Genomic DNA, 12,942 nt, shown 5'->3' with positions numbered 1-12,942 from the left:
TGATTATAGAATTTCTTTCGTTTTATTAACGACGTTTTCGACTGTAAATCCAAAATTTTTCATACAATCGCCACCAGGTGCTGATGCACCAAACCTATCCATAGTAATACAGATCCCTTCAAAACCTGTATATTTATGCCAACCAAATGAATGGGCAGCCTCTACAACAACTCTCTTAGTTACACTACAAGGTAAAACACTTTCTTTGTAAGATTCTTCTTGTTCTTCGAAAAGTTCTACGCAAGGCATAGAGACAACTCTAGTTTTTTTACCTAAGTTTGAAATCTCCTTACTTGCTTCAATACAAAGGTTAAGTTCACTTCCAGTTCCAATAAATATTAAATCTGGTGTACCTTCGCAATCAGAAACCACATATCCTCCTAATGCAACTTTTTCAATTGAAGTGTTTTCTTGATTAGGCATACCTTGCCTACTTAAACAAAGGGCAGAAGGTCTTTTTCGATTTTGAATAGCAAGCTTATAAGCTCCACTCGTCTCATTCCCATCTCCTGGTCTGAAAACTAGCATGTTAGGCATGGCACGCAGAGAAGGGATGGTTTCAATAGGTTGATGTGTTGGACCATCTTCGCCTACACCAATTGAATCATGGGTTAATACATAGATAACTCCTAATTCGCTAAGTGCTGAAAGTCTCATTGAACCTCTCATATAGTCGGCGAAAACAAGGAAGGTGCCACCATAAGGTATTAGACCACTATTATGATAAGCAATTCCATTAAGTACAGCTGCCATAGCATGTTCTCGTACGCCAAAATGTAAATATCTTTTTTCAGGGCTATAAGATTGGAACGAACCAGTTTCTCCTTTGATATCTGTATAGTTGGAGTGAGTTAAATCTGCTGATCCACCAATTAATTCAGGTAGGTTAGGACCTAGGGCACCCAAACAAATTTGTGAATGCTTTCTGGTAGCTAAACCTTTATCATCAGGGGAATAAGAGGGAAGATCTGAGTCCCAATTCTCAGGTAATTGCCCGTTTAACATTCTTCTTAACTCAGCTCCTTCCGAAGGATATTTTTTCTGATATTCTTCAAATTTAGAATCCCATTTTTTCTCTAAATCTTCACCTTTATTAATTGATTTTCTAAACTGTTCATATACTGCATCTGGTATTTCAAATGGAGGATATTCCCAATTTAAATACTCTCTGGTTAGAGAAGCTTCTTCCTCTCCAACTGCAGCTCCATGAATTCCAGCAGTATCTGATTTATTAGGAGAACCATAACCTATAGTTGTAGAAATTTTTATTATTGAGGGTTTATCTGTAATTGATTTTGCTTTTTCGATAGCTTCGGTTATTCCTTTAACATCATGATTACCATCTTTCACATGTTGGACATGCCATCCATAAGCTTCATATCTTTTTAAAACATCTTCAGTGAAAGAAACATCAGTACGACCATCAATTGTAATTTGATTGTCATCATAGAGTGCAATTAATTTTCCTAGCTTAAGATGGCCAGCTAATGAGCAAGCTTCTGATGCGATACCCTCTTGGTTACAGCCATCGCCCATTATGACGTAAGTATAATGATCAACGATATTACAATCAGGCTTATTGAATTTAGCTGCTAAGTGAGTTTCAGCTATCGCTAAGCCAACTGCATTAGAGATTCCTGCTCCTAGAGGCCCAGCTGTAACTTCAACTCCTTCAGTTTCGAATGTTTCTGGATGTCCAGGAGTTTTAGACCCCCATTGTCTAAATTCTTTAATATCCTCTATGGAGACTGATTTATATCCTGTCAGATGTAGCAGTGAATATAACAACATGCATCCATGACCAGCTGATAATACAAAACGATCTCTATTAAACCATTTTGGATTATTGGGATTGTGGTTAAGTACATTTTGCCATAGTGCATAACCCATAGGAGCGCAACCCATTGGTAAACCAGGATGTCCACTATTAGATTTATTTACTGCATCTACAGCAAGCATTCTTATACTATTTACACAGAGTGATTCTAATGAAACAGATGCAGCAACCATTGTTTTAAAATAAGATAATTTGGAAATACAGAATTGGTTGTCATCAATTCATTTTGCTGAAAGCAAGGCAAACGTTGTGACCACCAAAGCCGAAAGAATTAGAAAGAGCAACTCCCAATTGGGCATCTCTTGCGTTATTTGGTACATAATCAAGATCACAATCAGGATCTGGATTGACGTAGTTAATTGTAGGAGGGATAAAATTATGTGTCAAAGAAAGTATACAAGCTACAGCTTCTATACCTCCAGAACCTCCCAGGAGATGACCAGTCATCGACTTAGTAGAGCTTACAGGAATAAGGTAAGATCTGTCTCTAAAAATAGATTTAATTGCAGAAGTTTCATTTTTGTCATTAGCTGATGTACTTGTTCCATGAGCATTTATGTAATCAATTTTGTCAAGGCTGATAGAACTGTCCTCAATTGCTAGTTTGATAGCTTCTGCTCCTCCAACTCCGCCTGGTGATGGAGCAGTAATATGGTGAGCATCGCATGTCGTTCCATATCCAATGATTTCTGCATAGATTCTTGCATCCCTTTTTTGTGCATTTTCTAAAGTTTCTAAAACAAGAATTCCAGATCCTTCTCCAATAACAAATCCATCTCTTTCTGCATCAAAAGGTCTGCTAGCAGTTTGAGGACTGTCATTTCTAAAGGAAAGAGCTTTGGCGCTGGCAAAACCAGCTACTCCAAGAGGCGTAATACTTGCTTCTGCTCCTCCACAGATCATTGCATCTGCCTTTCCAAGTTGGAGTAATCTAAAAGAATCACCAATTGCATTTGAACCAGCAGCGCAGGCAGTTGAAACAGAGGAACTTGGTCCCTTTGCACCCAAAGCAATAGCAGCTAATCCAGTTGCCATATTTGGAATCATCATTGGGACTGTAAATGGACTTACTCTTTTTGGTCCTTTATGACTCAATATTTGAGCTTGACTTTCCATAGTTAGTAAGCCTCCAACACCAGAACCAATAATCACTCCAATTCTTGATGCATTAGCTTCAGTAATTTCAAGTCCAGAATCATTAAATGCTTGCTTTGCTGCAATAACTCCAAACTGTGAAAAACGATCCCATCTTTTGGATTCTTTTGCTTCAATAAACTTTTCAGATTGAAGATTTTTAACTTCTGCAGCGAATTTGCAGGGATGTTGGTCAGGATCAAAGAGAGTAATACCTGAGACCCCATTAGTCCCAGTTTGAAGACCGACTAAATATTCATCAATGTTATTACCAATTGGAGTTACTGCTCCGATTCCAGTAATAACTACTCGATGGAAATTTGGCATCCTTCTATTAACCTTTTTTTTCTTCGATGAATTTTACAGCATCGCCAACTGTTGCAATTCCTTCAGCTGCTTCATCAGGTATTTCAATATCAAATGCTTCTTCTAGAGCCATCACTAATTCAACGGTATCTAGAGAATCTGCACCTAAATCATTTTGGAAATTTGAATCTGATTTCACTTCTCCTGCTTCAACGCTTAATTGCTCTGAAACAATAGAACAGACTTTTTCGAGGATTTCTTGTGACATAGTTTATGAAATTTACTAATTATCTATATGATTTTATGCCCTAGAGTTAACAAGAGTGAAGCATATCTTAATTTTTTTAATTTCTTTGTAAGACAATAGTATTATATAACGAGGTTCAAAAGACAATTTTTACATGTCACACGCAGTTAAAATTTACGACACTTGCATTGGATGCACCCAATGTGTCAGGGCTTGCCCCCTCGATGTTTTAGAGATGGTTCCTTGGGATGGCTGCAAAGCTGGCCAAATTGCTTCATCTCCTAGGACAGAAGATTGCGTAGGCTGCAAAAGATGCGAAACAGCCTGTCCAACAGATTTCTTAAGTATTCGTGTTTATTTAGGAGATGAAACTTCTAGAAGTATGGGTTTAGCTTACTAATTTTATAGTGCAGTTTTAAGAGAGTCCATTTTTTAATAATTACGCTTTTTTTTTCAATATAATTGAAAAAAAGTAACCTTATGTGTGGAATAGTTGCTGTAACTGGGTATAAAAAAGCTTTACCATTATTAATTAATGGTTTAGAAAAACTTGAATATAGAGGGTATGATTCTGCAGGTATAGCAATTATTAATTCTGAAACAAATTCTATTATTTGTAACAAAGCAGAGGGAAAACTTAAGAACTTAAAAAATAATCTTAACGGCGAGAATATTCCAGGAACTGTGGGTATAGGTCATACTCGATGGGCAACTCATGGAAAACCTGTGGTTAAAAATGCCCATCCTCATATGGATGGTTCAGGAACTATAGCTGTTGTTCAAAATGGCATTATTGAAAATTTCCAAGATTTAAAAAATAAATTACAGAAAGAGGGTATTATTTTTAATTCTGATACAGATACGGAAGTAATACCCCATCTTATTGAAAGAGAATTAAAGACATTAAGTAAACTGAATCTTGATAATAATGGTTCAACATTATTAGTGGCTGTGAGAAATGTAATATCTGATTTGGAAGGATCTTATGCCTTGGCCGTTTTATGGGCTGGGGCTCCAACCTCTCTGGTAGTTGCAAGAAGACAGGCCCCTTTGATTATTGGCTTGGGCGAGGGAGAATTTATTTGTGCTAGTGATACTCCAGCTATTGCAAATTTTACAAACATTATTTTGCCTATGGAGGATGAAGAAATAGCTTTATTAACTCCTCTTGGAATAGAAATATATGACATAAACAACGAGAGACAATATCGAAATCCAGTTTCGCTAAAAGTCTCAGATCAAATAATGGATAAGATGAATTTTAAACACTATATGTTAAAAGAGATATATGATCAGCCAGGTACTGCAAAAAACTGGTTGGAAAATTATGTAATTCATGATTTAGAAGAGGACCAATATCAAATTAATTATCCATTTGATACAAAGTTTTTTGAATCAATTGAAAAAATTGAAATTATTGCTTGTGGTACAAGTAAACATGCTGCAATGGTGGGTAGCTTTTTATTAGAGCAATTTTCAGGTATTCCTACAAATGTTTTTTATGCAAGCGAATTTCGATATTCACCACCTCCACTCCTGCCTAATACATTAACTATTGGAGTTACTCAATCTGGAGAAACTGCTGATACAATTGCAGCTATCGATATGGAAATTAAAAGAAGGTCTTCTATAGAAGATAAAAAATTTAAACCTAATCTTATTGCGATAACAAATAGAAAAGAGAGCTCGATAGGAAGGCAGGTTTCAAACATAATTGACATTTGTGCAGGAATTGAAGTGGGAGTTGCAGCAACAAAAACTTTTTTTGCACAATTACTTTCTTTTTATGGATTAGCTATAAAATTTGCGCAAATTAAAGGTAGTCAAAGCTCAGAAGAAATAGGTAAATTAATAACAGAACTTATAAAACTGCCCCCATTAATAGAAGATCTTTTAGAACAACATAATAAATCTTCAGAAAAGCTAGCGCATGATTTTTTTAATATTAAAGATGTTATCTTTTTAGGAAGAGGTATAAATTATCCTATTGCTCTTGAAGGAGCATTAAAACTCAAAGAAATTAGTTATATTCATGCAGCTGGATATCCAGCTGGTGAAATGAAACATGGTCCAATAGCTTTGTTAGATAAAAAAGTACCTGTGATTTCTATTGCCTCCCCGGATGAAGTTTTTGATAAAGTTATAAGTAATGCTCAAGAAGCAAAAGCTAGAGATTCATATTTGATTGGGATCGCTCCTGAATGTAATGGGACTGAAATCTTTGACTATTTAATGAAAGTTCCTTCCTCTAACGAATGGGTTTCACCTTTATTTAACATAGTGCCTTTACAATTATTGAGTTACCATATAGCAGCTCATAGAGGACTTGACGTTGATCAACCAAGAAATTTAGCTAAAAGTGTAACTGTGGAATGATTAGTTTCTCACAAATTTTTATCTTTTTAAATTTATAGTTCTAAAAGTCCCTTTGGAGGATTGATGATCAGAAAATTATTTTTTATATCTACCAGCGGGACTATTTCTTTAACAAATGGTATTAAAACTTTCTTTTGATTTTTCAATAGTTTAATAACAAGTAAATTATTTTTTTCATTTTCTAAATTAATAACTTTTCCAATTATTTTTAATTCATCATTTTCTAAAGTCTTTACTTGTAAATTTATAAGTTCCAACAAGTGGAATTCGTCCTTTTTTAATTTAGGAAGATTATTTGTTTTTACGAGAATTTTAAATTCTTTTAGTTGCTCTGCATGATTTCTAGTGTTTATTCCTTGAAGTTTAATGATAAAGGTTTCTTTCCCAGGCTGTTTGAAACCAGATGTAAGTTCAATTTCTGAAGGATGTTCATTTTCTTTTTGCAACCATCTAATTCCCGGTTCCAAAAATCTTTCTTCAAAATCACTGAGAGATTTAACCTTTAATTGACCATTAATTCCATGACATGATGTTATTAATCCAACAACCAACCATTCATTTTTAATTATCATATATTGTATTAGATTAAGTGTTTTATGGAATTATCGACTAAACCTATTCTTCCTGGTTCTTTTGTTGTTGTAAAAGACACTAACTCTATATACAGAGGATATAAAGGGTTTGTACAGAGAGTTACAAAAAAACGAGCAGCTGTTCTTTTTGAAGGAGGTAATTGGGATAAACTCATTACTTTTCAGCTAACCAACTTAGAAATAGTATAAAAATTAGATTTTACCTATATTTATAAACTTTTCTAGCAAGATTCTGGCTGCATTTGTTTCTGCTTGTTTATGGGATTTCCCGAATGCAGAAGATTCTTTTAATCCTTCGATAAATATATCGCAAGCAAACCTTTTAGGATCTCCATTTTTCTTTGAGAATTCAATTATTTTATAAACTGGCAAATCAAAACCTTTACTTTGACACCACTCCTGTAAAACTGTCTTCGATTTATATTTATATGGAGCTTTTAAAAATATTTCCGAATCTTTCTCCCAAATATCATCTAACCAAATATTTACTTCCTGAATTGAATTAAAGCACTTGTAAACGGCACCTATTAAAGCTTCTGTAGCTTCACCAATAATAGTATTTTTTGAATTTTCATCACCAAGAGCTTTAGGTCCTTTAATTATTAATTTCTCTATACCAATTTCCCTACCTAGTTTAGTTAACCATTCATCACTTACAATTTGTGCTCTTAGCTCTGATCTTTGCCCTACACTCATTTGAGGATATTTTTCTTCAATAAAATTAGAAGCAGCTAATCTGAGTACTGCATCTCCGAAGAATTCTAATTTTTCGTAATTTCTTATTTTGTCTTCTGAGGAATGGATAAATGCTTGATTAAAATCTTGAATTACTGAAACATTTTGTGTTCTAATTATCTCAGAAAATCTTTTTGATTTAATATTTAAAGACTTTAAAAAAGTAGTTATTTGATTAATTCTTTTTTCGTTAATTATATTAGTCATATGATTTGAAAAATCACAACAATTAGAAAGCAGGTCATAAGCCGGGTTCTGTTCATCTTAATTAAGATGGGCAATCATCTATCTAGGGCTGGAATTACTTCACAGTCTCAAGCGGCTCTTAAAAGTAGATTGTGTAATGGTCATAAATCTACTAAGCCTTGCTCCCAGCCGGGGTTTACCTAGCCAACACTTCTCAATGTTGCTGGTGCGCTCTTACCGCACCCTTGCACCCTTGCCATACATAAAGTATTCGGCGGTATGTTTCTGTGGCACTATCCTCACGGTTACCCGCACTGGGAATTACCCAGCAAGCCTGACCATGTGGGAGCCCGGACTTTCCTCAAAAAAGTTTTATTTTGGAAACAAAATAAAACTTTTTTGCGATTGCCTCTCCTGCTTTCATTTAGCATAGTGCTTAATACTCCAAAAATCATCTATTGGGGCTGTAGCTCAGCAGGATAGAGCAACGGTTTCCTAAACCGTAGGTCGTGGGTTCGACTCCCGCCAGTCCCGTAAAATTAAAAAACTATATGTAGTATGTGTGCAAACTTGCTACTCTCTAGCTAGCGTATAGTTAGTAATAAATCTTTTATGGCTAAGTTGCACGATATGCGTTTAAAACTCTTAATTCAACAAGAGCATGAACGCATTTCTAAATCCCAACCTAATGATTTAGATCTTTCAATAGTTCAAGCAAGATGTTTATGCTGGCTTGCTTTATTGGCAGAAGCTCATGAAGATCAAGCAAATGATGCTGAAAAAAGAGGAGATGCTGAACAAGCAATGGGATGGTTTGCTGATTCTATGAGACTAAGAGATGTCATCAACTTGGTTACTAGTATTGAGATACCTTTGCCTGATAGTCCAGATTCTCTTGATGAAAATGACGAATTATTGGATGGTCCTACAATTTTGCCCAAATAGTGAGATGATATAAAAAGAGTTATGTTTTCTTTTGGCTGAAGAACCATGTCAATGCCCAGATTGTCAGAGATTTTACAAAGAGCATGATCGTCTGATTAGACAATTTCCTACCTTTAAGCAGCAACAAGAATTAAATTGGGCATCAATTCAATCGTTCAGAACCCTTTGTAGTAAGGTTACTAACGAATTGGAGAGACAACTAACGGAAAGACAATCCAGTGAAGATATAACTCTAGAAGGAAAACATATATCTGTTGAAGATATTACTGATGCTTTAGATGAGCTTGAAAGTGTTAATGCTTATTTATATTCAATTGAAGCATTAATGGAAAGAATTTTTGATATAAAACTTTCAAACAATATTGAAGCAAAATTTAAAGAAATTGCAAATGAATTAGCACCAGACCCATTAAATGTGGATAGGATAATTCTAAACAGATTATTTCATCAAACTCCAGATTTCCCAGATAAGAAAAATATTAACTAGTTATTTCTTCTACATCGCAAGTAATCTCTACAGGCATTGGTGAGACTTTCCAAATTGATTGGCAATATTCTCTAATAGATCTATCTGATGAAAAATATCCTGATCTTGCTGTATTTAATAATGCCATTTTATTCCAAGATTTTTTATTATTCCAGCATTTACTTACTTCATCTTGTTTATTTAAGTAATCTTCGAAGTCAGCCATTACAAAGAATGGGTCATATCCAGTCAAGCTATTTAATAAAGGTTTAAATAATTCTTTATCCCCGTTACTAAAGTGACCAATTTCAATTAAACGTATAACCTCTGTTAGCTCTGGACATTGATTAATAAAAGTTTTGGGCGAGTAATTATTATTTTTTAAATCCATAATTTCACTTTCAGTTTTTCCAAAAAGGAAGAAATTTTCTTTTTTCACAAGATCTCTTAATTCCACATTAGCTCCATCTAAGGTTCCAATAGTCAATGCTCCATTCATGGCAAACTTCATATTTCCAGTTCCAGATGCTTCTTTTCCGGCAGTTGAAATTTGTTCTGAAAGATCGGTTGCTGGATAAACTATTTCACCAAGTTTTACATTATAGTCAGGTAAAAAAACAACTCTTAGTAGACCATCCATATCAGGATCAGAATTGACAACATCAGCAATACCATTAATGAATCGAATCATTAGTTTTGCCATAAAGTAACCCGGCGCAGCTTTACCCCCAAATATTATTGTTCTTGGTACTTCATATTTGTTTGTACCATTTTTGATTCTTAAATATTGAGCAATAATTTGTAGGGCATTTAAATGTTGCCTTTTATATTGATGGATTCTTTTTACTTGAACATCAAATAAACTTGATGGATCGACAAGTATACCTGTTTTGGAATGGATAAAACTAGATAATTTTCGTTTGCCAGTTAATTTAGTTTCTTCAAATTTTTGTAAAAAATTTGTATCATCTTTTTTTTCTTCTAATTTTTTCAGAAGTTCCATATTTGTTATCCAATCAGGACCAACTTCTTCCTCTAGAAGATTAGATAAGGATGGATTCGAGAGGGCAACCCATCTTCTTGGAGTAACTCCATTGGTAACATTTGTAAATTTTTCAGGCCACAGTTCTGCAAATTCAGGAAGGAGTTGTCTTTTTATAAGATCTGAGTGAAGAGCTGCTACCCCATTTATATGATGTGCTCCAATTGTAGCCAAGTGAGCCATTCGTACTGATTTAGAGCCTTCTTCATCAATTATTGAAAGCTTTTGAAGGATTTTGTCATCTCCAGGGTAACGCAGTCTTAATTGTTGAAGAAATCTCCAATTAATTTCATAAATAATTTCTAGATGACGAGGAAGGAGATCATTAAACAAACCTAAATCCCATTTCTCTAAAGCTTCTGGAAGTAACGTATGGTTGGTATAAGCTACTGAAGAAGTTGTTATGTTCCAAGCTTTTTCCCAACCTATTTGATATTGGTCAATAAGTAGTCTCATTAATTCAGCTACTGCAATAGCAGGATGAGTATCATTTAGTTGTACTGTCCAATGTTTAGAAAATTCTGTTATGGGGATTGATCTTTTTTCAAGGCTTCTCAACATATCCTGAAGAGAACAACTTACAAAAAAGTGTTGTTGTTTAAGTCTTAATCTTCTACCTTCATCAGTTCCATCATTAGGATATAGAACTTTTGAAAGAGTTTCAGACGCAACTTTTTCTTCTACTGCACCATAGTAATCACCAATATTGAAGGCGTAAAAGTCAAAACTCTCTGTTGCATCAGCTCTCCATAATCTTAATCTGTCACATGTATTTACTCTGTAACCTAACACAGGAACATCATGAGGAACTCCAATAGCATGTTCTGAAGGTATCCATCTTGATCTGTAGTTTCCTTTATCATCTCTATAACTTTCAGTTCTGCCACCAAATCCAACAAAACATGATTCATCAGGTTGTGGCAGTTCCCAGGGCCATCCACCTTTTAGCCATTTATCAGTAACTTCAACTTGCCAGCCATCTCTAATTAACTGATTGAAAATGCCAAATTCATATCTAATACCATATCCTACTGCTGGAACTTGTAGAGATGCTAAGGACTCCATATAACATGCAGCAAGTCTGCCAAGTCCACCATTACCTAGTCCTGGTTCTTCTTCTACTTCAAGAATTGTTGACAATGATTCAATGCCAAATCTCTTTAAAGCATCTTCTGCCTCTTGAGTTATGCCAAGATTAAGGAGGTTATTACTTAATTGAGGACCTATTAAAAATTCTGCTGATAAGTAAGCTACTGTTTTTTGTGGTTTTTTTCTTATGACTTCTTGACTGGCTAAATATCTTGTCATTAGCCTATCTTTAACTGCGTAACTTAAAGCCATATACAAGTCATGAGGACTTGCAGAAGTAGCTAATTTTCCAAGTGTATAGAAAAGATGAGCTGTCATACCTTGAAAAACAGCATCAGAATCCATGCCAGCTTTCTCAGGATCTAAGTAGCAGCCTGGAGTAGGCAGACGTAGATCGAAGGGTTCGTTGGAATTCATTGGATTAGCCATATATCAGACAATAGCCATTTTTTAGGAAATTTCTTTGTTGTAACTTCAGATCCACACTTGTTGAGTATTTTTGCTTTTTTCTTACATATTTCTTAAAGTGGGCCCTCAATAAACTATCTTCCAATTAGGTAGTTTATTTTTCTCACATTTCATATGTATTCTTTAGTTGCTGAATTAAGTGCACATGATTTAGAAGTTGCTGAAACGTTGATAGGAGTTATAAGATTTTTATTGATCTTTTTAGCCGCAAGAGCATTAGCAGAAGTCTTAGTAAGACTAAGTTTACCAACTATTGTAGGTGAGCTTCTTGCAGGTGTTGTAATAGGAGCATCAGGATTCCATTTATTAATACCGCCCTCAGCAGGAACTGAACTAAATGAAGGACTTGTAAATGTTATTAGCTCATTAGCTTCAATTCCCCCGGAAGCTGTACCAGATGTTTATTTCGAAAGTTTTCCATCCCTTCAAGCAGTAGCAACACTTGGGTTATATGCACTTTTATTTTTAACAGGATTAGAAAGTGAGTTAGAAGAATTGGTAGCTGTAGGTGCGCAGGCTTTTACTGTTGCTATGGCTGGAGTGATTTTACCGTTTGCTTTCGGAACTTTCGGCCTAATGTTTATTTTTCAAGTAGATCTAATTCCAGCAGTTTTTGCTGGAGCATCTATGACAGCAACAAGTATAGGAATTACAGCAAGTGTTTTCGGTGAATTAGGATATTTGAAAACTAGAGAAGGACAGATTGTTATTGGTGCAGCAGTTTTAGACGATATTTTGGGTATTGTTATTCTTGCAGTTGTTGTAGCTCTTGCTGCAGGCGGTTCTTTAGAAATTGCTCCTATCGTTAAATTAGTTGCGGCAGCAGTTGTATTTGTTATCGCTGCTATAGCATTAAGTCGAACAGCAGCACCAGGATTTGATTGGCTATTAGATAGATTAAAAGCTCCTGGAGCAGTAGTGGTAGCCTCTTTTGTGATACTTGTGTTGTGTTGTTTTGTCGCAACAGCCATTGGATTAGAAGCAGCTTTAGGCGCTTTTGCCGCTGGATTGATTCTTAGTAGTTCTAAAAACAATCATGCAATTCAACAATCCGTTTTACCTTTAGTATCTTTATTCGCAACTATTTTCTTCGTATTAGTAGGAGCTGGAATGGATTTATCAGTTATTAATCCACTTGATCCAACAAGTAGATCAGCTCTTGTAGTCGCAGGATTTTTATTGGTTGTTGCAATTATTGGAAAAATTGCAGCCGGATGGGTTTTTTCAAGTAATAAACCTACTAATAGATTAGTTGTAGGTTTAGGTATGATGCCTAGAGGAGAGGTTGGTTTAATATTCTTAGGGCTAGGAACAAGCGCTAAATTGTTAACTCCTTCTCTTGAAGCGGCAATTTTATTAATGGTTATTGGAACTACATTTCTTGCACCTGTTCTCTTGAGAATTGTTCTAAAAGATAAGCCCCCAAATGATGGAAATAAAATTTCAGATGATGTTGCAGCTGATCCTGTGGGTCTTCTTTAGGAAATAAGTTTATTAGAATCGATTAATATAAGATTT

Annotated in this window: 12 protein-coding genes, 1 tRNA gene and 1 other RNA gene; 7 read left to right on the top strand and 7 right to left on the bottom strand. The window is 35.0% G+C overall.

Going from position 1 to position 12,942, the window contains the following annotated elements; all coding sequences use genetic code 11:
* Positions 1–3 precede the first annotated feature (3 nt).
* From tkt to acpP, 3 genes are read right to left on the bottom strand one after another with little or no spacing between them, the layout of a single operon-like run.
* Positions 4–2,010: a transketolase gene (gene tkt, locus EU96_RS05880; RefSeq protein ID WP_032526338.1), complete on the bottom strand. Its 2,007-nt coding sequence runs from the start codon at positions 2,008–2,010 to the stop codon at positions 4–6.
* Positions 2,011–2,053: 43 nt separating this feature from the next.
* Positions 2,054–3,298, bottom strand: a complete 1,245-nt coding sequence (gene fabF, locus EU96_RS05885) for a beta-ketoacyl-ACP synthase II (protein ID WP_032526337.1) — start codon at positions 3,296–3,298, stop codon at positions 2,054–2,056.
* Between the two features lie 7 nt (positions 3,299–3,305).
* The gene (gene acpP, locus EU96_RS05890; RefSeq protein ID WP_002808065.1) at positions 3,306–3,545 is read right to left on the bottom strand and encodes an acyl carrier protein; all 240 of its coding nucleotides are present in this window, start codon (positions 3,543–3,545) and stop codon (positions 3,306–3,308) included.
* A gap of 133 nt (positions 3,546–3,678) precedes the next feature.
* Here acpP and psaC point away from each other — a divergent pair, with 133 nt between their 5' ends.
* A complete protein-coding gene (psaC, locus tag EU96_RS0109065; RefSeq protein WP_007099573.1) occupies positions 3,679–3,924 on the top strand; it encodes a photosystem I iron-sulfur center protein PsaC in 246 nt (81 codons plus the stop codon).
* A gap of 80 nt (positions 3,925–4,004) precedes the next feature.
* Positions 4,005–5,900 carry a glutamine--fructose-6-phosphate transaminase (isomerizing) gene (glmS, locus tag EU96_RS05895; protein WP_032526336.1) on the top strand — a complete coding sequence of 632 codons (1,896 nt, stop codon included), beginning with the start codon at positions 4,005–4,007 and terminating at the stop codon, positions 5,898–5,900.
* Positions 5,901–5,932: 32 nt separating this feature from the next.
* Here glmS and rimM read toward each other — a convergent pair whose 3' ends face one another.
* The gene (gene rimM, locus EU96_RS05900; protein WP_032526335.1) at positions 5,933–6,472 is read right to left on the bottom strand and encodes a ribosome maturation factor RimM; all 540 of its coding nucleotides are present in this window, start codon (positions 6,470–6,472) and stop codon (positions 5,933–5,935) included.
* Between the two features lie 24 nt (positions 6,473–6,496).
* On the opposite strand from rimM, the gene EU96_RS05905 reads away from it, so the two are divergent.
* Complete coding sequence (locus tag EU96_RS05905) at positions 6,497–6,682, top strand: NAD(P)H dehydrogenase subunit NdhS (protein ID WP_011863707.1); 186 nt, start codon at positions 6,497–6,499, stop codon at positions 6,680–6,682.
* Positions 6,683–6,685: 3 nt separating this feature from the next.
* Here EU96_RS05905 and EU96_RS05910 read toward each other — a convergent pair whose 3' ends face one another.
* Both EU96_RS05910 and rnpB read right to left on the bottom strand, forming a co-directional pair.
* The gene (locus EU96_RS05910) at positions 6,686–7,435 is read right to left on the bottom strand and encodes a ribonuclease III family protein (RefSeq protein ID WP_032526333.1); all 750 of its coding nucleotides are present in this window, start codon (positions 7,433–7,435) and stop codon (positions 6,686–6,688) included.
* Between the two features lie 21 nt (positions 7,436–7,456).
* Positions 7,457–7,836: RNase P RNA component class A (rnpB, locus tag EU96_RS09640), an RNA gene on the bottom strand.
* 38 nt (positions 7,837–7,874) lie between these two features.
* On the opposite strand from rnpB, the gene EU96_RS05915 reads away from it, so the two are divergent.
* The 3 genes from EU96_RS05915 to EU96_RS0109060 all read left to right on the top strand — a co-directional run bounded on the left by EU96_RS05915 (position 7,875) and on the right by EU96_RS0109060 (position 8,846).
* Positions 7,875–7,948, top strand: a tRNA-Arg gene (locus EU96_RS05915).
* Positions 7,949–8,026: 78 nt separating this feature from the next.
* Positions 8,027–8,359, top strand: coding sequence for a hypothetical protein (locus EU96_RS05920; RefSeq protein WP_011377237.1), 333 nt, complete (start codon positions 8,027–8,029; stop codon positions 8,357–8,359).
* A 31-nt stretch (positions 8,360–8,390) separates the two neighbouring features.
* Positions 8,391–8,846, top strand: a complete 456-nt coding sequence (locus EU96_RS0109060; protein ID WP_032526331.1) for a hypothetical protein — start codon at positions 8,391–8,393, stop codon at positions 8,844–8,846.
* On the opposite strand, the gene EU96_RS05925 is transcribed toward EU96_RS0109060, so the two are convergent.
* The gene (locus tag EU96_RS05925) at positions 8,839–11,385 is read right to left on the bottom strand and encodes a glycogen/starch/alpha-glucan phosphorylase (protein WP_080735240.1); all 2,547 of its coding nucleotides are present in this window, start codon (positions 11,383–11,385) and stop codon (positions 8,839–8,841) included. The two genes, EU96_RS0109060 and EU96_RS05925, sit on opposite strands and share 8 nt — an antisense overlap.
* Positions 11,386–11,538: 153 nt before the next feature.
* On the opposite strand from EU96_RS05925, the gene EU96_RS05930 reads away from it, so the two are divergent.
* Positions 11,539–12,906 carry a cation:proton antiporter gene (locus tag EU96_RS05930; RefSeq protein WP_032526329.1) on the top strand — a complete coding sequence of 456 codons (1,368 nt, stop codon included), beginning with the start codon at positions 11,539–11,541 and terminating at the stop codon, positions 12,904–12,906.
* Positions 12,907–12,942 lie beyond the last annotated feature (36 nt).

Source organism: Prochlorococcus marinus str. MIT 9302 (assembly GCF_000759975.1).
GTDB lineage: Bacteria > Cyanobacteriota > Cyanobacteriia > PCC-6307 > Cyanobiaceae > Prochlorococcus_A > Prochlorococcus_A marinus_M.
Note: the sequence above shows the minus strand (reverse complement) of the source record. Positions and strands in the feature narration are given on the sequence as shown.

Bases quoted from the DNA above. Each gene is read 5' to 3' on its own strand.
- tkt (WP_032526338.1), bottom strand. From the start codon at position 2,010: ATGGTTGCTGCATCTGTTTCATTAGAATCACTCTGTGTAAATAGTATA.
- fabF (WP_032526337.1), bottom strand. From the start codon at position 3,298: ATGCCAAATTTCCATCGAGTAGTTATTACTGGAATCGGAGCAGTAACT.
- acpP (WP_002808065.1), bottom strand. From the start codon at position 3,545: ATGTCACAAGAAATCCTCGAAAAAGTCTGTTCTATTGTTTCAGAGCAA.
- psaC (WP_007099573.1), top strand. From the start codon at position 3,679: ATGTCACACGCAGTTAAAATTTACGACACTTGCATTGGATGCACCCAA.
- glmS (WP_032526336.1), top strand. From the start codon at position 4,005: ATGTGTGGAATAGTTGCTGTAACTGGGTATAAAAAAGCTTTACCATTA.
- rimM (WP_032526335.1), bottom strand. From the start codon at position 6,472: ATGATAATTAAAAATGAATGGTTGGTTGTTGGATTAATAACATCATGT.
- EU96_RS05905 (WP_011863707.1), top strand. From the start codon at position 6,497: ATGGAATTATCGACTAAACCTATTCTTCCTGGTTCTTTTGTTGTTGTA.
- EU96_RS05910 (WP_032526333.1), bottom strand. From the start codon at position 7,435: ATGACTAATATAATTAACGAAAAAAGAATTAATCAAATAACTACTTTT.
- EU96_RS05920 (WP_011377237.1), top strand. From the start codon at position 8,027: ATGGCTAAGTTGCACGATATGCGTTTAAAACTCTTAATTCAACAAGAG.
- EU96_RS05925 (WP_080735240.1), bottom strand. From the start codon at position 11,385: ATGGCTAATCCAATGAATTCCAACGAACCCTTCGATCTACGTCTGCCT.
- EU96_RS05930 (WP_032526329.1), top strand. From the start codon at position 11,539: ATGTATTCTTTAGTTGCTGAATTAAGTGCACATGATTTAGAAGTTGCT.